Consider the following 22212-nt stretch of genomic DNA (forward strand, 5'->3'; position numbering starts at 1 on the left):
ATGACCCTGCCCGGCAACCGTCTGCTGACCGACTCCGGTCTCGAGAGCGCCCTCGCAGCGCTGCCTCCCGTATATGCGGCAGGCGCCCGCACCCGCCTCCTGCCGCTGAGCGGCGGCCGACTGTCGGTCCCGGAGCACATCCACGAGCCGCTGCTGCTGATGCGGCTGCGCACCCCACTGGCCGATCAGGCCCTCGTCGTGAGCTGCGCGCAGACCGGCGCCGAGGAGCTGCCGCCGCTGGTCTTCGCCCCCTTCTCCGGCCCGGGCACCCTGCTGCCGGTGCTGCTGCCCGCGCCGGAAGCCGAGATCACGGTCGCCGTCCACGAGGTAGCGGCGCCGCGCTGCCACGACCAGGTGCCGGAGGAGACGGCACGCGGACCGGCCCTCGCCCAGGACCGGGCCGCGGAGCTCGTCGAAGGCGTCCTGCTGGAGGGGGTGCTCGCGCGGATCGTGTACCTGGCCTCGCTGGAGAAGCAGCGGATGCTCCGGCAGGCCAGGGAAATCGCCGCCTGCCGGCACGTCGGACTCGCCTTCTCGGGCGCTCTCGACTCGCTCGGCCGCGATCTCGGCGTGTACCGCCTGCCCGACGAGGACGACGACCGGTACCGCAGCCGCCTCAAGATCTTCACCTCCTGGCGGCTGCCGACCCCCGCCGGGCTGGGGCGGGCCCTCAACGGCCCGGGCGCGGACACGGACGGCAACACCGGGCTGCCGGGCGGCTTCGGGGTCACCGCGCGATTCCGCCTGGTGGAGGAACAGAACCCGCTGGCCCTGGCCATCTGCCTGGTCGATGTCGGCCCCGGCGGGGCGGCCGTCCGCGCCCAGGTCCACGAACTGCTGCGCACCGTGTACCTACTCAACCTCGACCAGCCGCTCCCGGCGCTGGTGCCGCCGGAGCAGCGCCGGGAGCTGGAGGATGTACGCCAGGTGCTGACCACCGAGGTGACCCGGCCCCCCGGCCCGCCCGAGGTGCGGCATCTGGCACCCTCCCTGGCGGTCTGCCTGGCCCGGATGGTCCGCCTGATGCGCGCGCTGGGCGACTCCGGTCCGGTGTCCCTGCTCCGCGCCCACGTGGAGAAAGCCGACCCGCTGCACGAACTGGGCCTGGGCGCGACACTCGGGCGGTTCGGCGCGCAGCGGCTGACAGCGATGGCCGCGGCCGTGGACGGGCTGGCCCGGGCCACGTCGGAACTGTCGGCGCTGGCCGCGACACTGGTTCCCCGTCCTTTCGCCGAGGACCCGGTGGGGCGCTGGCTGGCCGAGCCGTGCGGGCTGCGCACCGTGCATCCGCTCACCGACGACGCCTTCTTCGTCTCCAGCCTGCCCATGGCGGGACTCGCCATCGACGGGCCGTCCCAGATGGCCGTCGCCGAACAGGCCGGCTACCAGGCCGGGCACCGGGCGGACGCGACCTGGGGCGGCCTCCACCCTCTGGCCGGCGAGGCCGCGCACCGGGCGGCGACGCGCTTCTCCGAGGCAGGTCTCGGTCCGGCCCCCGCGCAGCTCACCGGCGATGCCCTGGCCACCTCCCTCCAGGACCTCTCCGGGCGCACCGGAGTGACCCCGCCCGAGGCACTGGCCCCGCTCGTCTCGGGCCACCTGCTCGCCACCGACGGGGCAGCTTTCGCCGCACAGGTCCTCGACGTGGTCGTACTCGACCAGATCGTCGCCTATCCGTTCACCGTGGCCGAGCTCGGTGCCCTCGGCAGCGGCGAGGCGCTGCGCGGTGCCGTGGCCGCGCGGGCCGGACTCCTGCTGGACAGCGGCTTCTACAGCGTGTACGGAGTGTTCGACCGCGAGGCGCAGCGGGTGCTGATGCTGGCCGCGGTAAGCCTGCTGCCCGGCAGACCCCCCAAGCCGGGCGAGGCGCCGCCCGCCGAGTTCCAGTGGCTCGTCACCGAGGTCCCTCGTCCGCCCCTGCCTGCCACCGACGACCTGCCGCTGTCCCTGGTCAACTCCTCCGGCGGACGCATCCATGCCGTGGCGCAGCGCGAGGGGCTGGCCCTGCTGGTGTGCCTCGGCCATACCCGGCGCGGCCTGGCAGATCCCTACCAGGTGCGGGTTGAGCTGCCCGGCGACGCCCGTCTCGACCGCGAGCAGTACAGCTACGTGATGAACATCCTCGAAACCCTGTGTCCGCTGGGCATCGAGATCAACACCGTCGAACTGCGGCGCGATCACGTCGACTTCGGGGCGGACGCGGCGGGCGATGCCTTCCCCACGCAGGACGCATCGCGCACGTACCGCCGCTACCGGCGCAGGCGCGACGTGGGCAGCCATGCCGAGCGGCCACTGAACGAGACGTAGGGAGAAGTCATTGGCGGACGACAAGGCGGTGGTGGTGCGGGGCGGGATCACGGCGACCGCGAGCAAGGCGGCTCAGCCCAACGAACTCGTGGAAGGCGCCAACAGCGGGAAGTGGACCGCCAGAGAGGTGAAGGAGGTTGCCTCCAGCACGCTCAGCGCGGGAGGGGCGTTCGTGCTGCACGAGGCGACGTGCGAGTTCGGCTTCTCCGGGGCGAACTCCAGTGGTGCGACTGTGCTCGGTGCATCGACCGTGACCCTGCAGGCGAGTAACCGCCGGCTGCGGGCCGACGGCCGGGGCGTCCTGCTCGACGGCGACACGGCCAAGGACAAGTACGGCAACACGCTGACGGCCTCCTCGACGGGGCCGCTCAGCTCCACCTGACCGTACGGATCAGGACTCCTGATACCTCACCCGGAATCCGGTGAGCGTCACCGAGCTGAGGACGCTCGTGCCGCCGACTCGGGCGGTGATGTAGTAGGCCGCTTGGGGATCGATCCGCGCCTTGGAGGGGTCGGGCGGTCTCTCGCGGAACGCCGCGCTCTCGGACGCCTGGATCCGCACGATCACCGCTTCGTCGCCGTTGGCGCCCAGGCTACGCCGGGTCAGATCGACCCTGACCTCGGCGACCTGTCCGATCGCCCCGAATGCCTGGAAGCCCAGGATCCGCCCGGCGCCTGGCAGGGTGACGGGCACGGCTCCCGTGATCCCCACGGCGTCCACCTCGCCGAACACGCTCGCCGTACCCGGGGTGGTGGACAGGTCCCAGCCCGAGGCGCCGCCGACCGGGGTCAGCAGCGGCGGAATTACGAGCGTGCGCTCGGCGCCTCCGACGCGGACCAGGGAGTCGAGTGCCGCACTCACGGTTGTGAAGCGTTCCCCGATCGTGTCGAGATCCTCCTCAAGCCCCTTGAAACGGATGTTGAATCCGTTGTCACCTGCGGCCGAGACGCGGTCGACGGCGTCGATCCAGGGGGTGTGCTTGAAGGTACGCGTGAACGAGATACCGAAGGCCAAGAGGACCACCTCCTCCGTCGCAACCCGCCGTAGCCCCGGGCTGCGCCACTCCCATCGTCTGCCCTCCCGGTCCGGCCTGTCCACCGCAGTCGTCGGCTGCCGGCAGGGGCATGGCCGCAGCACGCCAAGTGGCGGACGTACGGCGGGGCTTCCGCGGACGCAAGAGCCGTCCGCCGACTGGTCTGCCCTCGGCTCCGGGCGCACGATGGACACACAGGCACTGGCGCCGCGGGTCTGGCGCGAGTCCACGTCACCGGCGCGAGGAGGCCGACCATGACGCACACTGCTTCCCCTTCAACAGCCAAGTCTCGTATGGCAACCGGCGGCACGGAATCGGAGAACCACCCCTGGAAAATACAGTTGGTCGACCACCCCCCGCGTTTCGAGTCGACGTACTTCCAGGCCGCAAAGAAGGCGGCGCACAAGATCCTCGCCGAGATGAGCGAGGACGACCTCCCCTACGGGCCCCGGCCTCCCGGCGCCGAGCACTGGGAGATGCACCACGGCGGCAGTCTGTGGGTCAAGGGGGCCAGCGGCTGGCGGATGTACCGCGCACGGGTGGGCATCGAGTGGAGCATGCAGTTCTGCGCCGAACCGGCGAAGGTGGACCGGCTGCGGCAGGAGGCCGCCGAGCTCATCGGCGCCTTCCCGGACACCCTCCCCGCCCTTGGGGAACTGGGTTACAAAAGCGCCGAGGAACTGCTGCGCACGCCGATCACGGACGCCGACGGCGTCGAGCGGTGGACCGACTCTTTGTTCAATGCCTGCGTGCCGATGAGCCGCGGCAACCACCAGGGCATCCTGCCCAAAGTGCCCGGCGAACACCACTACCCGTGGCCCGTCAAGGGCGCTGACTTCGTCCGGTACGACGACTTCCAACTGTGGGTGAACCTGCCCGACGGCACCCACGGCGCCGTGGCCCCGGTGGACCGGCGCGGATCGGGCGACGGACACGTACGCCTGGTGCACGCGCCCGAGGGGAGCACGGCGGGCGACACTCTCGCCAAGGCCCAGAGCCTGGGGAAGATGGCGATCTTCCCGGCCAACAGCACCGTCGCCCTGGAGGCGTTCAAGCAACAGATCGAGCCTGGGCGGCGCACCGCGACCGGCCCCCTCGTCACCGCCACGACGCCGCGGCGGGGCGGAGCGACCCGGCGCACCACCACCAGGCGCACCGGTTAGGAGCAGGCATGCCACGCCGAATCGTCATCTGCCTCGACGGAACGGGCAACCAGGTCGGCGCCCGCCACCCGACCAACGTGGTCAGGCTGTTCGAGATGCTGGAAGCGAACGCCCCCGACCGGCAACTCCTCTACTACGACCCCGGTGTGGGCACCATGTCGGCGACCACCGCCCACGGACCGGCCGACCGATGGCTCTCCCGTCTGGCCGGCCTCGCATTCGGCAGCGGACTGAAGGCCAACCTCGCCGAGGCCTACACCTACTTGATGCAGCACTGGCAGCCCGGAGACCGGGTGTAAGTCTTCGGCTTCAGCCGTGGCGCCTACACCGCGCGTGCCCTCGTCGGGATGCTGAACAAACCCGGTCTCATGCGCCCCGGCTCCGAGAACCTCGTCCCCTACGCTGTGTCGAGGTACGCCTTCAACCAGGACATCGACAAGAGTGAGCAGGAGATCGCCCGGTTCTCGCACGCCTTCTGCCGACGCACCGAGAACGAGCCGCTGTGGGCGACCGTGAAACGCAACAACCCCCGGCAGGTCTCGCATCACGCCGTCCCCGTCGACTACCTCGGCCTCTGGGACACCGTGAAGGCAGCCGGCATCCTGCGCCTGGGCACCCTGAACTGGCCCTGCACCCACCAACTGCCCAACGCCGCCCGCATCCGACACGCCGTGTCCCTCGACGAAACACGCCGCCCCTACTGCGAGTTCCTGGTCACTCCCCGCCCCGAACCTCTCCAGGACACCGCCCAGGAGGTCTGGTTCGCCGGCGTGCACTCCGACGTCGGCGGCACCTTCGAACACGCCGAGAACGCCCTGTAGGGTTCCAGAAGTGACGTACAGTATCTGACCAGGCACTTTGCGACTCCGGGCGATCACGGCAAGCTCGGACCCCATGGCACTGCGCATGCTCTACCTGGTCTTCCTCCGACTCCTCGGACTGCTCCTGCTGCTCTCCCGCTCGCAGCAGACCAAGGACGCCGAGCTGCTCGCGCTGCGCCACGAGAACGCGGTGCTGCGCCGCCAGCTCGGCGTCCGGCCACACCTCACCTGGCCGGACCGCGCAGTACTCGCCGCCCTCGCCCGGCACCTACCCTCCCGGCTGCGCCGACACCGCCTGTTCACACCCGGCACCCTGCTCACCTGGCACCGGCGACTACTGCGCTGGAAGTGGAAGCAGAAACCCGCGCGGACCGGCCGCCCGCCGATCTTCGAGGAACTCACCGCCCTGATCCTGCGCCTGGCCCGCAAGAACCCGACCTGGGGCTCAACCCGTATCCAGGGCGAGCTGCGGCGCCTGGGCCACCGCGTCGGCGCCTCCACCATCCGACGCATCCTGCGCAGCGCCGGCCTCGGCCCCGCACCCAGACGAAGCCGCAGCGCCCCGACCTGGCACGAGTTCGTACGCGCCCAGGCCTCCGGCCTGCTCGCCGCCGACTTCTTCCACGTGGACACCGCCGCGCTGACCAGGCTGTACGCCTTCGTGGTCATGGAGGTCGGCACCCGCACCGTGCACATCCTCGGCGTCACCGCCCACCCGACCGCAGCCTGGGCCACTCAGCTCTCGAGGAACCTCCTCGCCAACCTCGCAGACCGCGCCGCCCGCTTCCGCTACCTGCTACGCGACCGCGACAGCCGCTACACCCAGGCGTTCGACGCCGTCTTCACCGCCGACGGCATCGAGATCCTGAAGAGCGCGCCACAGACACCGCGGATGAACGCCCACGTGGAGAGGTTCATCCGCAGCGTGCGGGCCGAGTGCACCGACCGGATGCTGATCTACAACGAGCAACACGCACGGAGTGTCCTCGCCGAATACGCCGAGCACTACAACTCCGCAAGGCCGCACCGGGCCCTGCACCTTCGCGCACCAGCCGACGATCCGGACGTCATCCCATTCCCCGCCGAACACATCCAGCGCCACGACGTCCTCAGCGGACTCATCCACGAGTACCGCGACACAGCCTGCCGAAGATCACGACAGTCTGGCGAACGCCCAGCTCAACGCATGTGCGGGACTTTTGGCACCCAACAGTCACCACATAGGCAGCCCTCTCAAACGGCCGTTTCGAAAGCTAAGTGCCAGCCGTCACTACAACGGGTTATGACACGCACCGTGCAACGTCGTGTCCCGGAAAGACGTGCCAGGAGCCGAGAGAAGTCCCCGACCTGTCGGCGGGGCCCTTCATCTTGCACCCACCAGTCGCTCACGCCGCCTGATGGGCCGACGCGCCCCGCCACCGGCGTTACGGACAGGACGTGATCACCCGACCGGCCCCGGCCGGCTGGCGCCCTCCCCGGCTGCAGCCGCAGTGTGGCTTCACCAGCCTGCACTTGCGTCGGGAAGGATGCCCCTCTATGTCGGAGCGATCGCCCATCATCTACCTGCGGGGGTACGCCGGTCCGCCAAGTGGGGTGGACAAGCAGGTCGACGACCCGTTCTACGGGCTCAACAGCGGCGCCACCCACATCCGCGTGGGTAGTGAGGGAACGCCGCGGTTTTATCAGTTCGAGGGGCCTCTGCTGCGGCTGATGAGCGACGAGGGTTACCGGCTCCTCGTACGCGGCGACCAGCACGCGTACCTCCAGTCGCAGCCCGATGGGAAGGTGCCGTCCGAGTCCATCTGGGTCCACCGCTTCTACGACTACGCCGCCTCGACGTTCGGCACCTCCGTGACCAGCACTCCTGAGGAGTTCGACATTGAGAAGGCGGCGGAGCGGCTGTACGACTTCACGCAGCTCATCCGCCAGAAGACGGGCGCGCCCAGGGTGAATCTGGTGGCGCATTCCATGGGGGGCCTGCTTGCCCGCTGCATGATTCAGAAAGTGTCCCGCACCCCACATCCGAGCACCGGCGAACCAAGGGTCCCCGGCAGCGAGTTCGTCGACAAGTTCTTCACCTACGGCACCCCCCACGGCGGCATCACCTTCGACGTCGGTGGAGGGCTCGTCGACTGGGCGATGGAGACATTCGGACCCCTCGGATCAGAGATCTTCGCCCCTGACCGAATGTATGCCTACCTGACCCCAGGGGCGTCCCAGGGAGACGAGCCCCCGCAGGGCTGGCGGCCCAACGAGATCCCGGCCGAGGCCTTCGACACCCGCCGGGTGTTCTGCGTCATCGGGACCAACGCAGCCGACTACGGGCTGGTTGAGAAGGCGGTCGGGCCGCGCAGCGACGGGTTGGTTCACATCGACAACGCCTATGTGCGCAACGCTCACCGGGCCTTCGTCCACCGCTCCCACTCGGGACGGTACGGACTGGTGAACTCCGAAGAGGGCTATCAGAACCTTCGGCGCTTCCTCTTCGGGAACCACCAGGTGCAGGCCGACCTGCGCGGCGTGCAACTGCCCGAGCAGCCCCCAGGCGGGGCGCGGATCTGGCAGGCGGACGTGCGGCTGGCCGTCCGGGGCCTGCCCACCGTCATGCACGAGCAGCGAGCTTCCCACTACTGCCCCGTCCAGCTGAACCAGGAGGCGGCCCAGCACGCCTCGGTGGACGGCAACACCGGCAGCATTCCCCTGGCCACCGTCTTCCTCCTCGGCCCAGACGGAGTACGTGGCACCTTGACGGACCAGCCGCTCCGTTCCCGCTACACGCTGGAGCTGCGGGTGTTCCACCTGGTCGAGAAGCACGGCAGGTTCTTCTGGGACGACCATCTCGAGCAAGTCGCCGACTGGACGGACACGCTCATCGTCGACGTCGGCCGCCGCAGCATCTCCGACAAGCCGGAGGCGGGCCTTCATGCATGGGCGGCATGGAACTCCGGCGTCTCAGGCAGCATCGACGACACTGACCCGATTGCTGCGGAACCCTGCCAGCTGGTCAAGAACGGCGACGACCTCCACACCGAGATTCCGCTGCCGGAGGTTGTCCATCCCATCCTGGGCAACGAGGCGCGTCTCCGTCTCTCCGTGCGCCGCCCGACGTGGCCGTAGCCAACGCCAGGGGCCGGGTGCACGCGTTGAGGAATACCTCGCCCGCCCGGAATTTGCCGCGCAGATCGGGAAGGCTCTTACCTCCCCCTGACCGAAAGGCACCCCCATGACCGGCATGGCTCCCGTCTCCGGCCTGGCCGGATGGCGCCGCACGCCCTTCACTGCCGCGGGCTACACACACGACTGTTACGAGAAGGGCAAGGGGCCCGGTGTTGTGCTCCTTCCCGAGCTCCCCGGCATCACTCCGGAGGTTCTGGGACTAGCCGACCACCTGGTTGCTGAGGGGTTCACCGTCGTGATCCCCTCGCTATTCGGCAAGCCCGGACAGTCCGGATCCCCACCCCACATGGCGATGGTCGGCGCCCGCGTCTGTGTCTCCCGGGAGTTCCGCGCCTTCGCCCTGAACGCCTCCCGCCCCGTCGCTGACTTCATTAAGGCCCTCGCACGGGACCTCAAGGCCCGTACGCCCGGCCCGGGCATCGGTGTCATCGGCCTCTGCTTCACCGGCGGCTTCGCCCTGGCCGCCGCTGTGGACGACTCCATCCTGGCTCCCGTCCTCAGCGAACCCTCCCTCCCCCTGCCCCTGACCGGTGCTCAACGAACGGATCCGGGCGTATCCGAGGAGGAAATGCAGCAGGTCGTCCAGCGCACACGGGATGACGGCCTCTGCGTTCTGGGTCTGCGCTTCAGCGAGGACCGGATGGCCCCCAAGGAACGCTTCACGACATTGACCGCTCGCCTCGGGAGCGCCTTCGACGTCATCGAACTCGATTCTGCCCAAGGCAACAGCGGAGGCTTCGGCCAACGCGCCCACGCGGTCCTCACCCATGAGGTCCGCGAAAAGCCAGACCACCCTGCCCTCAAGGCTCGCGCCGACGTCGTGGCTTTTCTCCGTGACCAACTGCACGCCGGCGAGCCCACAGCGAACACGCCCTGAGGTCCGTCCCGACCGTGACACGGTCGTCGTGGACCGCAAGCTGACCTGCCCACGGCGGAGACCGTTTTCGGGGAAAATACGCGCGGAGCGCATCATGCAGGACGCGCCACCCGACCATGTACGACACGATGGCCCAGCTCGTTTGGCTCGGGCCTGGTCAATCGACCGGAGCGGCAGCAAGGGCAGCCTGAGCGGGCGTGGCGGTCGCCATCATGTGGGCCAGCTCGACATCCGGCTGTCTGGCGGCAGCCCCGGTTGCCGCAGTTCTGAGAAACCGCTTGTCGACCTCACTGGTGATGATCCGCGCCCCGCCGACACCGGCCAGGAGCGCGCCAATTAGCGCTGTGACTGTCAACGAAGCGGTGACCTCTCCCGCCGGTGCCGTCCCCAGCAGCACTGCGTCCTTGAGCGGCCCATACAGACCCCAGGACACGACCGCCGCGAACGCGCCCAGGAGCACGTTGCCGACCACGCCTGGGCGCAGAATGCCCTTGTCCACCTTCGGAATGACGAAGCCGTTGTCGGTCAGCAACGCGTTGATGACTCCACCGACCGCACCGGCAGCGGCGATGGCGCCGAGGATGGCCCAAACCGAGGTCGCGGTGGTTCCTTGTTCAAGGGCGCCGAGCAGATCCGCGGCTCGAGTCGACATCGCGCTGCTCCTAAATAGTGGGTAAGGCTGAGTCCTTGCTCATGGTGATGGGATCATGCCCCAGCGCAAGACGGTTTCGGGGGGCTGGTGTCACGACCTTCCCGCGCGGGCGTTGTGCTCAGCTTGCTCTTTCGCAACGTCGGCGGACACCACCATGCAGGCGTGGATTCCGAGTTCTGGGGCGATGTCCTCGCTCGTGGTGGTGTCGACGCGGCGCAGGCCACGCTGGAGGACATCGCCGACAGGCTCTCGGACTCAGCCTGTGGGGATCGCGAACTCGACCCAGAGCGGGAAGTGGTCGGAGATGTGCCCTGGAGGGCGTCGACGAAGTCGACCTGGCCTCCGGCGACGGCTTCCAGGTTCAGGACCGGGCGGTGCTGCTGGCCCTTGGTGAACCAGGCGATCTGGTCGTAGAAGTGCGCGGCGCCGGGCTTGTCGATCGTGCGGGGCAGGTCTGCCAGCTGTGGAGCGGGGGTGAGGCCGGTGGAGGTGAAGGCCTCGAAGAGCGGGTCGCTGACGCGGTCGATGTTGAAGTCGCCGAGCGCGATGAGGTTGTGGTCCCAGCCGAACTCTTGTTCCGCCCAGCCGGCCAGCCACTTCGCGATCGCTTTGAGCTCGGGCACCCGGTCGGCGGCGGTGTTCCCGTAGTCGACGTGCAGGGTGATGAGGGTGAAGGTCTGGCCGGAGGAGAGGAAGCTGACGGCATAGGGGGTGCGGGCGAACTGCCGCTCCAGGCCGCTCGCGCTCACCCCGGTCTCCTGTTCGAGCGGCACGACCAGCTCGCACGCCAAGCCTGAGGGCTTGACCCGGCGGGTGTCGAAGAGGAACGCCAGACGCTCGTTGTTGCCGTCCTTGCCCAGGGTGACATCGGTGAGGATGATCGCCCAGTCCTCGCCGAGGACTTTCAGCAGGTAGCGCAGGGCACGCAGGTTGCCGCGCACCTCCTGCACCGCAACCACATCGAACCGGCGGACCACAGCGGCGATCGCGTGGATGTCGGCGAAGTTCCGCTTCGGCGAGCCGCCCTCAGGAGTCTTCCACGCCTTGGTCAGATCCCCGAAAGCGCGCAGGTTCCAGGTCGCAACCAGGAGGTTCGCGCCAGCAGCCTTTGCCGGCACCACACCGTAGACGAATTCTTCCCACCGTGTGAGGCGTGCGGCGACCGTCTGCGGCGGGGCCAGGATGTCGGGTTCGGACGCCACGAGTTCCTCCTCAACACGGCAGCGGGGCATCTTGAGCGTGTACAACCCAGATCAACACTGCAAGCGCCCATTGCGGTGATCGTGACGGGCGCGGCCGAGGACAACGCGACGCCATCCTGCTCCACTACGGCAGGGGCTTCACCGCCGCCGAAGCCGCCGAAGTGATGGGCAACGAGGAAGCCACCGTCCGCTCCCAACTCCGCACCGGATGTTGGCGTGTACGAGGTGCACTGGCAGTCGTGCGACTCGTCCCAGCCCCTCACGGTGCATCCGCCTGCTCCATGAAGCCTGCCGCCGTGACCGCAGACGCAGCCGGTCACCGTGCTGTCTGGACAGCAATCAGTCCGCACCACTGCGGCACATCCGGAAGCCCCGCCCCCGACTTCGTGGAGCGCGGTCTGTACGACTGCCCGGGGTCAAGATCCTGAAAGTCGAACCATTCCCCATGGGAGTGATAGGCCCTCAAGTGGGCATGGAGACGGCTTTCCAGCGGGTAGCCGCCTGTGCCCCTCCATAGAATCTCCAGCCTCAGCGGACTCATGGCCTGGATCTGCCGCAGGCGCTTTCCGGGGGCACTTGATACTCCGATCTTGGCAACGGGTGAGTCGAGTGCGCCGATCACGTAGACCTGATCTTCCACGGGTTCCCCCTCCGGCCACCCCGCCACCGGCACCTTCGCCGTTGCCACTCATGCCCCAGCCCGCACGTAGTGGGCAGCGCTGACATTGATCCTGATACTCAGGTTCCGGTGGTCGTGGCTCTGGCACTGACACGCGTGGCGGCTCCAGTCGATGCCGGCGGTTTCGTCGACTCCGAATCCCCGGGCGATGGAGTTGCCGACGATGGCGCCGAGCATGCCCAAGATGATGGTCAGCCAGAGAGGGCTGTGCTGTTAGCCCGGCAAGATCGCCTTAGCGATCAGCCCCAGCACGAATCCCACGATGATCGCCCACAACCAGCCCATGGCTGCCTCCTCGTACGGCTCGACGTGAGCATTACGCCTAGTGCTGGCCCGTTCGCGGTACGGCGCATGTCGGCCTCGGCCGTACGTGCTACGGCCGAGGCTGTTCGTCCCTGCCCAAGGTCCCCCGGTCTCGTAGGCGACGCAGGCCCGGCGTAACGTGGGAGGGTCTGATGCGGGCAGATGGTGGAACGTGATGCGGAAGCAACGGCGGCGACAACGCCCAGGCGTTCCGGATCACCGGAGCCCAGGGGGCCTCCAGGAGGACGTGCGCGGCCAGCAGCGCCGGTACGTCATCTCGATGACGGTCCGTACGCCGTCGGTGATCCTCGCGCCTTGCTCTGGAACGTCGAACGGCACGCCGCGATCGTTGCCCCTGTACTCAGCGGATTCTTGCACTACGTCGCGTTGGTAATCACCAACGCCGGCCGCGAGATTGCGACATCGTTGACGTCGATGTTCGTGACCGGGCCGGCGCGGCCGACAACCCTCCCTCCGCGGGCAGAGGCCCTCCGCGGAATCCGTCCCCCAAGACGGTGCGAACGGTTCAGCGGCGGGTGCGTGGGGCGGGCCGCACGAGCGGACGTGACCCGGCGGAACGGCCACAAATGGAAGTCCACTCCGCCTCAACCTCAAGAAAAGCTCAGATCAATCATATTGTTCCGGTGCCGGGCAGAGGGTTACCCGTGACATGCTTTGTGGGCGCTCAACGGCCGCCGTTGGGCGCTCCGCACCGGGCTTCTCGGGCAGGTTCACTGACGGCCGTCAGTGGGACTGCCGGCGAAGCGAGGAGGGGAGACGTGAGTGATCAAAGCGATTCGAAGCTCAGTAAGGGAGGTTGGACGGATGCTGAAAGGTGGCAGGTCTACCTGGCGGTGGCAGGGTTGATCGTGGCGGTCATCGCCGCTGTGGGGCAGTTCATGTAGCTGTCCTGCACACGAGTCACGGTCGCAGACCGGAGCTGCAACACGCAGAAGCCCGGTCGGTAGCTAGACGACCGGGCTTGTGAACTGCATTGGAGGGTCTGGCTCGGGTTGCCTCCCGAGTCGGGCCCTTCAGTGTTGCTCGGGGGCGGAAGTTGGCGCACCCCGATTCGACAGGAAGAAATATACCTCCCTTAGGCCGTCGTGGAGCCGCTTCTGATGGTTTCGCAGTGCTTGGGGATCCGGCCCTCTGCATCTAAACGCGCCGGTCCGGTGTGGCGCGTCTTTCGTCGGGCCGGAGCCGCTCCCGCATCGGGTCGGGGAGATTTCCCGGCTGCGGCAGCCCTGCATCGCCATGGCCTCGCTTCTGGCGGGAGCGGGCCCCTTCTCGCCCATGCGCCGATTCGCGCTCGGAGACGCCCTCTCCGCCACGCTGTCTTTTCCAGCGCAAGGGGCCAAGCGATGGCGACGGACCTTGGTGCACCCAAACAGGGTGCCCTGCTCGATGAAGCGCAGCCCGCCGGGCTCAGGCGGGCGCGGATGATCTTGTCGTCGGTGAGCAGGTCGGGCGTGTCCAGCCACTGCAAGACCCTCCTCGGGCATGCAGTAAGGGCTTGCCGGGAATCAACACGCTGATTTGATCTTGGGGTTGTCTGGGTCGAGGAATCTGGCGATGTCGGCTGGCGTGCGGAAACGGGCAGTTGAGGCGGGGATGCAGGCGCCGCGTGCTTCCAGGAGCGGGCGGACGTCTTTGACTGCACGGCTGATGGTCATGGCGGTGGTGTTGAAGAGCTGGCCGAGAAGCTCCTGAAGAGCGTGTTTTCGCAGGTAGAGGATGGTGACCAGGATCTGGTCGGCGGCGGTGACTGTGGGTTTGCGACCTGTGCCGCGGGCGACGCGGCGTGGTCCGCCGCGGGCTGCGTGACGGACCTGCTCGCGGTGCTCCTCCAGCCGGGGGATCAAGGTGTGGGTCAGGTCGCTGAGTTGCTTGCGGGACACGCCGGTCAGCTCGGGATGCTGCAGGTCGTGGGGCGTGATGGAGTGAGAGCCGTCGGCCGGCCGCCCGCGTTGCCGGGGCAGGGGCGGTCGGTGATCGGCGGGGTGGAAGGTGTAGTTCCAGTCTCCGTGGAAGCGGTGGCGTGTGATCGGCAGGGCGGCGATGGCCGCATCACTGATGCGGATGCCGGTGGGGTACTCACCGCTGTCGAGTTCGGCATGCACGGTCAGACCGGTGCGGCTGGTCGTCGCGGCGATGGTCTGGAGCATGACTTCATGGCTGGTCAGGGGCCTGCCACGCCAGTTCATGGTGATGTGGGCGAACAGCCGGTGCTCGATGTTCCACTTCGATGTGCCGGGCGGCAGGTGACACACGGTGATCTCCAGGCCGGTTTCGGCGGCGAGGTCGGCCAGATGGGTCTTCCAGCCCCGGGTGCGGTAGCCGTTGGAGCCCCCGCCGTCGGCAGTGATCAGCAGCCGGCGGGCGCGAGGGTAGTCGTGCCGGCCGCGCGCCTGCCACCAGCGGCGGATCGAGGCGACGGCGAACGCCGCGGTGTCGTGATCGGTGCCGATGTTGACCCAGCCGGTGTTCGCAGCCGTGTCGTAGATCCCGTATGGGATCGCCTTCTCGGCCTGGCCTGGGAAGTCGTGCGTCTTGACCTTCACGGGCTGCCTGGCGGGCCGCCACTCGTGCCCGGCGTTCTTGTAGTCGCCGATCAGTTCCTTCTTCTTGGTGTCCACGCTGATCACTGGGTCTCCCGCGTCCCTGTGGTCGCGCGCCTGCTCGTTGAGGTAGCGGAACTGGGCATCCCGGTCCGGGTGCTGAGAGCCTTCGATGGTCTTGGCGTTCGCCTGCAGGCTGAAGCCTTCCTCCCGCAGCAGGCCGGCGACCGTGTCAGCGGAGACCCGGTGGCCCTGCCGGGTCAGCTCCGCTGCCAGGTTCCGGGTCGACTTCGTCGTCCAGCGCAGCGGCGACATCGGGTCGCCCCGCTCGTCGGGCTCGACCAACGCCAGCAGCGCGGGCCGCAGCCCCGCGTCCAGCTCAGTCGCCTTCTTCCGGCCTCCGCCGGGACGGCGGACCCGCCCCAACAGGGCCTGTCCGGACTCCAGTTCAGCCACTCCGCGCGAGACCGTGCCCTCCCGGACTCCGGCCGCAGCGGCGACAAGCCTGATCCCGCCATGCCCCAGCGACCGAGCCTCCGCCCCTATGGCCAGCCGACGCTGACGCTCGTCCAGATGCGGCAACAACGCCTGGAACTTCGCAGTCAGGATCGCCTCGATCCCCTCCGGTCTCCCCATACCACGACAACGATCTCCGGAGCCGGAAGCCACGACTTGTTTCCCGGCAAGCCCTAATCACGGTGCCCGGCCACCCCCTCCTCGGGGTGGCCGGGCACATGGATATCCGGCACTCGGACGACGGCTGGTCACCGTCACTCGGGTATCTTCACGTGGCTCCCGGCAGTCAGGTGGCCGGGGCACGCAGGAGCCGGTCTCGGGTGCTCACCGGCAGCACTCGGCGCAGGACCGGGGCCGTGGAGCTGAGAGAGCCGGCGAACGCCGCTACGAGGTCGTGCGGCACACTGCCGCTGAACGACGCCGCCCACAGGTACGGAGCACCGAACGCCGGCTCGGCCCACGCCTGCCATCCGGCCGGGCCCGACTCATCCCCTCCGGTATCCAGAGCGCGCGGGTCCGCGTCCTGGATGAGGGGTGGTACCTCGCCGAGGGTGAGGTGCGAGGTGAACGTCGGGTCCATCGCGCCGGCATCGGGCTGGTCGATGTCGCGGAGCCAGCCGTGTGCGGCGACGGCGTCGAGGACGAGCTCGGGCGCGGCGAACTGCTCGGCGGGCTGCTCGCGGGCGTCGAGCGCGAAGAGGAAGTCGACGATGACCTCGCCGGGGACATCGGGGGTGAAGTAGGCGGACCACTGGGCGAGCGGGCTGGCGGTGTCCGCTCGGGCGGACACGTGCCAGGCGATCGGCAGCTCCCCGAGGTAGAACGGCTCGTCCGCGAGGACCCACTGGGCCCAGCTCAGAGTGTCGGGGCTGAGGTGCAGGACGGTGGAGCGCAGGACCTGCCGGTCCTCCGGCAGGTCCTGCGACCTGCCGGTCCTCCGGCGCCTCGTCCGGCTCCCGCCGTCCGCGCAGGATTGTCAGGCTGGTCCAGCCGAGGCCGGTGAGCGTATCGGCGACGGCGTCGTAGAGCCGTCTGTCGTCGCCGGCCAGGTGACGGGGACCGACCCAGCACGCGCCTTGGGCCTTGTTCGGGGTGGACGGGTCGAACGGGAAGTCGGGGTTCAGGGGCGCCTCCAACGGCTGGTGGGGAATCTACTGTCCGCCGGCGGTGCGGCGGGGACGGCGCGGGGGCGCCTGGACCGGGCCCTGCCAGGCCAGCAGGACAGCGACCTCGGGCGGAAGGTGGCCGAGCTGGGTGTCCGCGTCCCGGCCCTCCGCGAGATAGACGACCGCTCGTCCGGTCGCGTCCGTGGCTTGGAACACCTGTTCCAGGCGGTGCGCCATCGGGAAGAAGGGGTTCATCGCCAGGTGCACCGGAGTGCTGGGGTCGCAGGCGGACAGTTGGTCGATGAGTTCGCCGACGGTCATCTCGGAATGGGGCACGGGCAGCCTCCTTGGGTGACGGAACACGGGTGAGGGATGCGGGCCCTGGAACGCCGGCGTCATTCGCGCCGAGCGGTTTCCAGGATGCGTGCCACGGCCGCGGCGACGACGGCTGCCGGCGTCTCCACGTCGAACGAGACGCTGTAGCCACGGACCTTCGCCGTACCGGTGACGGCGATCTTCCACGCCTCCCCGTTGGTACCGGGGCGGCCGAGCGGAAACCATCCGAGGTAGAAGCGGCCGTCTGCCGAATTGACATGTACGTCCGCCCGGTCGTCCACGACCAGGTGGAAGTTCTCGGCGGTGAACTGGTCCATGACGAGGGTGGGCTCGCCGGGGCCAAGCTGCCACTCACGCAGCTGCAGGGCCTCGCCAGTGGTGGAGAATCCGGGGCTCAGAGGAGCCACGGTCACGGGCAATCACCTTCCTGACCTGGTCTTTTACCGGAAGGTGATCTACGTTGACATGCCAGTGCACGCCTTGGCGAGTCCTTCTCGCGTCTTTCCTGTCTGCCCCCGGCGAACTGCACTCCTTTGTCAACCTGCTGGGTCTTACGGCTGATGTCGCAATCGCACGAGCCGTGTCGTACCGATGTCATATATGCCATCGCCGTGAGACTGGCGCTTGGGTGGGTGTTGCTGCCCTGGGTGTGTGGCACTCGTCGGGCTCCGGTTGGACTCGACGCGTTTCAGTGGTCCATCCGTCTGTGGTGACGGATCTTGTTGCCGTTCCTCTGTGGGCTAATCAGCCCACTCCATGGCTTGGGCGGCGCACAGAGCCGGCGAGCACGAGATATACGGAGGTACCAGTGAAGGCAATCGTCGCGACGGATCCGGCCGCGGAAGCAGCCGGGATCACACTCGCGGAGCGGCCTGAGCCGACGCCGGCGATCAACGACGTCGTCGTTGAAGTCCATGCGTCGGGCTTCGTCCCCGCGGAGTGGGAGTGGCCCTCGACGTGGGTCGATCGCGCCGGTCGCGATCGAGCCCAGGCGATCATCGGCCACGAGTTCGCCGGAGTGGTCACCTCCCTCGGCTACGGCACGACGGGGCTCTCGCTGGGACAGCGGGTGTTCGGGATCACGGACTGGCACCGCGATGGAACCCTGGCCGAGTATGCGGCCGTGGAGGCACGCAACCTGGCGCCGCTGCCGGGGAACGTCGACTTCACGGTGGGTGCGAGCCTGCCGATCTCCGGCCTGACCGCGTGGCAAGGTCTGTTCCAGCACGGTCGTCTTCAGGCGGGGCAGAGCGTCCTCGCACACGGCGCCGCCGGCGCAGTCGGGTCTGTGGTTACGCAGCTCGCCCGGGAGTTCGGCGCCTATGTCATCGGTACCGGGCGGGCGGCGGACCGCCAGGCGGCGCTCGACTTCGGCGCGAACGAGTTCCTCGACCTCGCCACCGAGGATCTCGACGACATCGGCGGGGTCGACGTGGTCTTCGATGTCATCGGCTCTGACATCCAAAGGCGCTCGGCGAGAATCATCCGGCCTGGCGGGACGCTGGTGACGGTAGTCGGGCCTGTTGAGGCTCGCCCTGTCGACGGCTTGGCGGTCGACTTCGTCGTCGAGTCCGTTCCGAGTCAGCTGGTGGAGATCGTCGACCGGGTGCGGGACGGGCGCCTTCGCACGCACATCGGAACCGTCGCGACCCTCGACGACGCCGTCCCTGCGCTCAACCCGACCGAGCGGCGCAGGGGCAAGACCGTCATTCGCGTGCGCCCCTGAGTGCCCTGGAATGGGCCAACAGCGCTAGTGGGCTGGACGACCGCTGACCTGCCCGGTGTCGGACGAGGAAATGCCACGGACTTGAGACTGATCATGGTGACACGGCCGTGAGACAACCAAGAGATCTCAGGTCGCAAAAGATCGACATGTCGGACGCGGCGAGACCCTACACAACCCAAGCAAGGCAATTGACATTCAACCCGGTCCGTCAGGGAGAGCGGAGTGTGCCGCACAAATCAGGCTGCGGTTCCGTTGCCCACAGGTCGTGTGCGATGCAGACGCTGGAGCACTTTGATCAGCCTGTGTTCCATCCCCTCGGAGCCGAAGGGGTCATGATCGGGAGCAAGGGAGTACATGCAGATGACACCTCGAGCCATCAGCCAATCGTGCGCGGCGGGCACAGGCCACCGGTCGAAAGGACCTCTCATGATCGTGCCTCGATGCTGGCTGACCCGGCCCCGCACTCCACGTTGCTGTGAGGCTTTGCCGAAGTAGACGATCGAGGACTCGCCGACTGAGCGGTGTGCAAGCTGAAGTTGCTGGTCACGGGTCTGGTGTGAATGGCGAGTTGGGTACTCGTGCCGGTCGGCGGCCGATGCCCACGGCGTAGATCATCGGGCAGGTCCGGCTCCGGGGGGTGCCGGGTTCGGCTGCGCCCACGACCGGCACCCTGCCTGCGATCCGTCAGCAGGTCGGCACGCCGTGAGAACGCGGGAGGGCGCGGGGATGCAGGAGCGGCAGTGGATCACCGTCCGGCGGAGCGAACTGGACGCCCTCGCCGATGAGTTGGCCAAGCAACCTTTAGGAGGTCCAGGCCGAGCGGGATGAACTGGCGATCGCGCAGAGGGTGTTGAACCGCATGGCCGAGCAGGCCGACGCCGACGCCGGGGCTGTCGCTGCGGTATCGGCGAAGGTGGCCGGGCGGGCAGTCCTGCTCATCCCGCACCGCAGCGACGCGGCCGACGAGGGCGCGTTGCCCGGCGACTACCGCAAGATCCTGGCGATCGTGCGGGAGGCCGACGGCCCGGTGCAGGTCAGGGCGGTCGGCGAGCGGCTGGGTCTGGATGCCTGGGTGCGCGGCAAGCTGGAACCTCTGCGGGCGAAGATGACCAAGCTCGCCGACCGCGGCCGGCTGCACAAGCGGGGCGACGGGCGATTCACTGCACGTCCGTACTCGCGCGGGGCGTCCCCGTAACTGAGAGGCCCTCCACGGCAGTTGAGTTTGTGTGACGAAAAACAACAGTTCCGTCGAGGGCTCTGACCGCCTTGTCTGCACCGCCCGCCTGCCGCCCGTCGAGTGCCACCCTGAACTGGCTCGCCGACCTGATACGCGGTCACCTCAAGAGGATCGGCTCGCGGTGGCGGGCCCTGCCCGCGGGGAAGATCGCCACCATCGTGCCGGCAGAACCATCAAACGACCCGCGACACTCATCGAACGAGCCCAGAAGCTTACTCGGACCTGCCGCCCCTGAGCAGCCGTTGCCGCAGCTGCTCCTGTCGGGCCTTCGCACCCTCGTTCTGGGCCGGTGCCGGGTTGGGGGGCGCTGGAGTCCTCAGACTCCGCTCGATCTGCTTACTGCTGCGAATGATCGCTGTCGGTTGGCCACCTTCCGTCGGCCACACCTGCAGGAGATATGCCTCGACGGGCTCCTCGTGCGATTGGTCGAAGGCGTCTGCACGGCCCTTGGCGTGGACCCGCACCCGGTACTCCCCCGCTCCCGAGCTGCTGAGGACGGGAAGACCAGTCGCGGGACCCTGCTCGAGTGACTCGACGCTCAGCTTGCCGTGAGGGGCGCGGACGGTGACCTCCACGATCTCGTCCCATCGAGCGTCGGCGGGTGAAAGGTCCGGTCGATAGTGCTGGCTGATCGCTTGAACTCGCACGTAGCCAGTGTGAGTTCCAGTTGCGATGAGCGCTCCGCACTGCATGGTGGCCACGAAGCCGTTTGACCAGTCGGCTGTATGGGCCGGGATCTCGCCAGCATCGAGCAGCCCGAAGGAGCCCTCCGCGATGTAAACAAGGCTTTCCGGTGTGTCCATGGACGGGCTTTCCTGTGATCGAGTCTCGGCTTCGGTGCTGTGTCGGCATTATGGTGTGGCGCCGTCCGGGACCGATCCAGATGTCAGCCCCGGCGTCTCTGTACTTGCTTGGGTCAGTGGACTGGACTAGGAGATGGCCACGCGGAACGGGTCACCCTGCAGGACGCGCTCGCCCCTGTAGAACTGAGTGTTGGTGCCGCCCTGCGAGCTCTGATCCGTCGCCGAGATCATGCAGATGCTCACTCCGGTCGGGCCGGTCTGCGAGGGAATATTGCTGAGCCCGCACCCATCGAAGCTGCGGCGTTCACCGCCTGCACTGAGGCCCTGCTGAGAAGTCGCGAGGGGGTATTCATCGCAGCTCTTACCCTCCACGCTAGGCGCGTCGCTACACGCTTTGGCCCGGTTGTCGCTGATGACCGCCGGGTCAGTGGTGCGGGTGAGCGGATTGTCGAATCCTGAGCCCGGCAGGCCCGACGCCTGAGCACGCTGCACATGCGACGCCAGCTCGGGAGTTGCCTCGCTGCTGTATGTGAGCGCCGATGCGTACCAGGGTATGACGCACCCCACCGTAGCCCGACCAGCAGTGGCGTTGTCACAGCGGAAGTCATCGAAACCGAACTGCGTCAGCACGGTGCTGTATCCGGGGTTCGTAAACGTGAACCGCCACCTCGTGCTGCACGGGCCGATGTCCCCGGCGTTGGTTGCGGTTGTGTCGAAGAATGCCTCACCCGTGTCCCACGTTTGCTGCTTCAGCGGCCCGTCCGGGTACGTGTAGCTCTCCGTGGTGCAGTCGTCGTACTGGAATGCTTTGGCTGTCAGCGTGGCTTTGGGCGCATCACCCCAGGAACTTGAGACGTACGTTTGGATCTGATGGGCGATCGTTCCGATTCCTGTGTCGCCGTAGCTGTAGCTGATGACGGCGAGATTGGCCTCGCCGGTGATCGTCCGCTCACCGTCTACCGTGATCCACGTCTGATAGACGAAAGTGTCGGTCTCACATACCTCTGTCCGCGTCGCCTGGCGCTCCGCATTTCCGACAGGGCACCACGCAGGCGGATCCACACCGGCCTGAGCGGAGCGGGCAGTGTTCAGTCCCTGGATGGACTGTGCCGATGTGGATGCTGGCTCAATGCAGACGAACCGGCCCTCCTGCGTAGGAGCTGAACAGCTGCTGAGCGAGTGAAGCTGCGACGGATTGGCCTGCTGTCCGGTTTATCGGACCCTGGCGTTCGATGAGGAACTAACCCCTTTGGTGCTGACGCGTTGGGCTTGGCGGTCTGGGCCGCAGCGGTTGCCGGTCCTACCCCTGCAACAAGTGCCAGTGCTGCAACAGTGGTGAGGATGCATCTCAATCTCAAAGGGACTCCTCCTGAGTTCGTGGGTGCGGAGCGCGTGGCCGTGTCGAGGCAGGCTTGTACACCGACCCTCAGAGCGAGGAGTCTCCACAGGATCTGATCAGTCAGGTCATAGAAAGATCAACATGTCGCGGCGGCATTGGCCGGTTCACCATGGCGATCAGCGCAAAACACGCTCTTGACGTCGTGCGCCGCTCAACCTCCATACGCGGAGATGCGGTCCTTCGTCTGCAACATCCACAAGGCGGTCCAGCCTGATGCAGAAACAACGGGCCATGCAGGAGTAGCAGAAGCGGTAATGCGCGTCGACGTCGCTCAGGAAGCTCACCTCGACGGCGAGCGTCGGTGCCTTGGTCG

18 protein-coding genes and 4 pseudogenes are annotated in these 22212 nt (G+C 67.8%); 11 read left to right on the forward strand and 11 right to left on the reverse strand.

Annotated features, from left to right (window positions below):
* Entirely contained in the window at positions 1-2307 is a 2307-nt protein-coding gene (locus OG870_RS04600) for a hypothetical protein (RefSeq protein WP_327690645.1), read from the forward strand.
* Between the two features lie 10 nt (positions 2308-2317).
* The gene (locus OG870_RS04605; protein WP_266523950.1) at positions 2318-2689 is read left to right on the forward strand and encodes a hypothetical protein; all 372 of its coding nucleotides are present in this window, start codon (positions 2318-2320) and stop codon (positions 2687-2689) included.
* A 9-nt stretch (positions 2690-2698) separates the two neighbouring features.
* On the opposite strand, the gene OG870_RS04610 is transcribed toward OG870_RS04605, so the two are convergent.
* The gene (locus OG870_RS04610; RefSeq protein ID WP_266523947.1) at positions 2699-3322 is read right to left on the reverse strand and encodes a hypothetical protein; all 624 of its coding nucleotides are present in this window, start codon (positions 3320-3322) and stop codon (positions 2699-2701) included.
* 273 nt (positions 3323-3595) lie between these two features.
* Here OG870_RS04610 and OG870_RS04615 point away from each other — a divergent pair, with 273 nt between their 5' ends.
* The 5 genes and pseudogenes from OG870_RS04615 to OG870_RS04635 all read left to right on the forward strand — a co-directional run bounded on the left by OG870_RS04615 (position 3596) and on the right by OG870_RS04635 (position 9379).
* Positions 3596-4504, forward strand: a complete 909-nt coding sequence (locus OG870_RS04615) for a DUF6424 family protein (RefSeq protein ID WP_327690646.1) — start codon at positions 3596-3598, stop codon at positions 4502-4504.
* Between the two features lie 8 nt (positions 4505-4512).
* Positions 4513-5325, forward strand: a pseudogene (locus OG870_RS04620) (T6SS phospholipase effector Tle1-like catalytic domain-containing protein).
* 73 nt (positions 5326-5398) lie between these two features.
* On the forward strand, positions 5399-6766 hold the full coding sequence (locus OG870_RS04625) for an integrase core domain-containing protein (protein ID WP_327690647.1): 1368 nt from the start codon (positions 5399-5401) through the stop codon (positions 6764-6766).
* 95 nt (positions 6767-6861) lie between these two features.
* On the forward strand, positions 6862-8442 hold the full coding sequence (locus OG870_RS04630) for an esterase/lipase family protein (RefSeq protein ID WP_266523935.1): 1581 nt from the start codon (positions 6862-6864) through the stop codon (positions 8440-8442).
* A gap of 106 nt (positions 8443-8548) precedes the next feature.
* Positions 8549-9379 carry a dienelactone hydrolase family protein gene (locus OG870_RS04635; RefSeq protein WP_266523933.1) on the forward strand — a complete coding sequence of 277 codons (831 nt, stop codon included), beginning with the start codon at positions 8549-8551 and terminating at the stop codon, positions 9377-9379.
* A gap of 157 nt (positions 9380-9536) precedes the next feature.
* On the opposite strand, the gene OG870_RS04640 is transcribed toward OG870_RS04635, so the two are convergent.
* Both OG870_RS04640 and OG870_RS04645 read right to left on the reverse strand, forming a co-directional pair.
* Positions 9537-10031: a hypothetical protein gene (locus OG870_RS04640; RefSeq protein ID WP_266523931.1), complete on the reverse strand. Its 495-nt coding sequence runs from the start codon at positions 10029-10031 to the stop codon at positions 9537-9539.
* Between the two features lie 53 nt (positions 10032-10084).
* Positions 10085-11233: an endonuclease/exonuclease/phosphatase family protein gene (locus OG870_RS04645; RefSeq protein ID WP_266523929.1), complete on the reverse strand. Its 1149-nt coding sequence runs from the start codon at positions 11231-11233 to the stop codon at positions 10085-10087.
* A 113-nt stretch (positions 11234-11346) separates the two neighbouring features.
* Here OG870_RS04645 and OG870_RS04650 point away from each other — a divergent pair, with 113 nt between their 5' ends.
* A complete protein-coding gene (locus OG870_RS04650) occupies positions 11347-11661 on the forward strand; it encodes a hypothetical protein (RefSeq protein WP_327692290.1) in 315 nt (104 codons plus the stop codon).
* Here the strand turns inward: OG870_RS04650 and OG870_RS48060 are convergent.
* Both OG870_RS48060 and OG870_RS04655 read right to left on the reverse strand, forming a co-directional pair.
* Positions 11550-11921 (reverse strand): GIY-YIG nuclease family protein, encoded by a 372-nt coding sequence (locus OG870_RS48060; RefSeq protein WP_443063424.1) that lies wholly within the window; start codon positions 11919-11921, stop codon positions 11550-11552. The genes OG870_RS04650 and OG870_RS48060 overlap by 112 nt on opposite strands.
* 78 nt (positions 11922-11999) lie before the next feature.
* Positions 12000-12197, reverse strand: a pseudogene (locus OG870_RS04655) (GlsB/YeaQ/YmgE family stress response membrane protein); the annotation flags it as partial.
* A 193-nt stretch (positions 12198-12390) separates the two neighbouring features.
* On the opposite strand from OG870_RS04655, the pseudogene OG870_RS04660 reads away from it, so the two are divergent.
* Positions 12391-12783 (forward strand): annotated as a pseudogene (locus tag OG870_RS04660) (DUF3099 domain-containing protein).
* Positions 12784-13741: 958 nt separating this feature from the next.
* Here OG870_RS04660 and OG870_RS04665 read toward each other — a convergent pair.
* From OG870_RS04665 to OG870_RS04680, 4 genes and pseudogenes are all read right to left on the reverse strand, one after another.
* Positions 13742-15412: an ISAzo13 family transposase gene (locus OG870_RS04665; RefSeq protein WP_327690648.1), complete on the reverse strand. Its 1671-nt coding sequence runs from the start codon at positions 15410-15412 to the stop codon at positions 13742-13744.
* A gap of 166 nt (positions 15413-15578) precedes the next feature.
* Positions 15579-16428: pseudogene (locus OG870_RS04670) on the reverse strand (DUF317 domain-containing protein).
* 15 nt (positions 16429-16443) lie between these two features.
* On the reverse strand, positions 16444-16734 hold the full coding sequence (locus OG870_RS04675; RefSeq protein ID WP_266592347.1) for a hypothetical protein: 291 nt from the start codon (positions 16732-16734) through the stop codon (positions 16444-16446).
* Between the two features lie 59 nt (positions 16735-16793).
* A complete protein-coding gene (locus OG870_RS04680; protein ID WP_327690649.1) occupies positions 16794-17147 on the reverse strand; it encodes a DUF317 domain-containing protein in 354 nt (117 codons plus the stop codon).
* 395 nt (positions 17148-17542) lie between these two features.
* Between OG870_RS04680 and OG870_RS04685 the strand changes: the two genes are divergently transcribed.
* Together OG870_RS04685 and OG870_RS04690 are read left to right on the forward strand one after the other, a co-directional pair.
* Entirely contained in the window at positions 17543-18460 is a 918-nt protein-coding gene (locus tag OG870_RS04685) for an NADP-dependent oxidoreductase (RefSeq protein WP_266592343.1), read from the forward strand.
* Positions 18461-19319: 859 nt separating this feature from the next.
* The gene (locus tag OG870_RS04690) at positions 19320-19655 is read left to right on the forward strand and encodes a hypothetical protein (protein ID WP_266592341.1); all 336 of its coding nucleotides are present in this window, start codon (positions 19320-19322) and stop codon (positions 19653-19655) included.
* A 254-nt stretch (positions 19656-19909) separates the two neighbouring features.
* Here the strand turns inward: OG870_RS04690 and OG870_RS04700 are convergent, their stop codons facing one another.
* Together OG870_RS04700 and OG870_RS04705 are read right to left on the reverse strand one after the other, a co-directional pair.
* Positions 19910-20500 carry a hypothetical protein gene (locus OG870_RS04700; RefSeq protein WP_266523916.1) on the reverse strand — a complete coding sequence of 197 codons (591 nt, stop codon included), beginning with the start codon at positions 20498-20500 and terminating at the stop codon, positions 19910-19912.
* Positions 20501-20626: 126 nt separating this feature from the next.
* The gene (locus tag OG870_RS04705; protein WP_327690650.1) at positions 20627-21562 is read right to left on the reverse strand and encodes a NucA/NucB deoxyribonuclease domain-containing protein; all 936 of its coding nucleotides are present in this window, start codon (positions 21560-21562) and stop codon (positions 20627-20629) included.
* Positions 21563-22212: the final 650 nt, after the last annotated feature.

It is taken from the genome of Streptomyces sp. NBC_00461 (genome assembly GCF_036013935.1).
Taxonomy (GTDB): Bacteria; Actinomycetota; Actinomycetes; order Streptomycetales; family Streptomycetaceae; genus Streptomyces.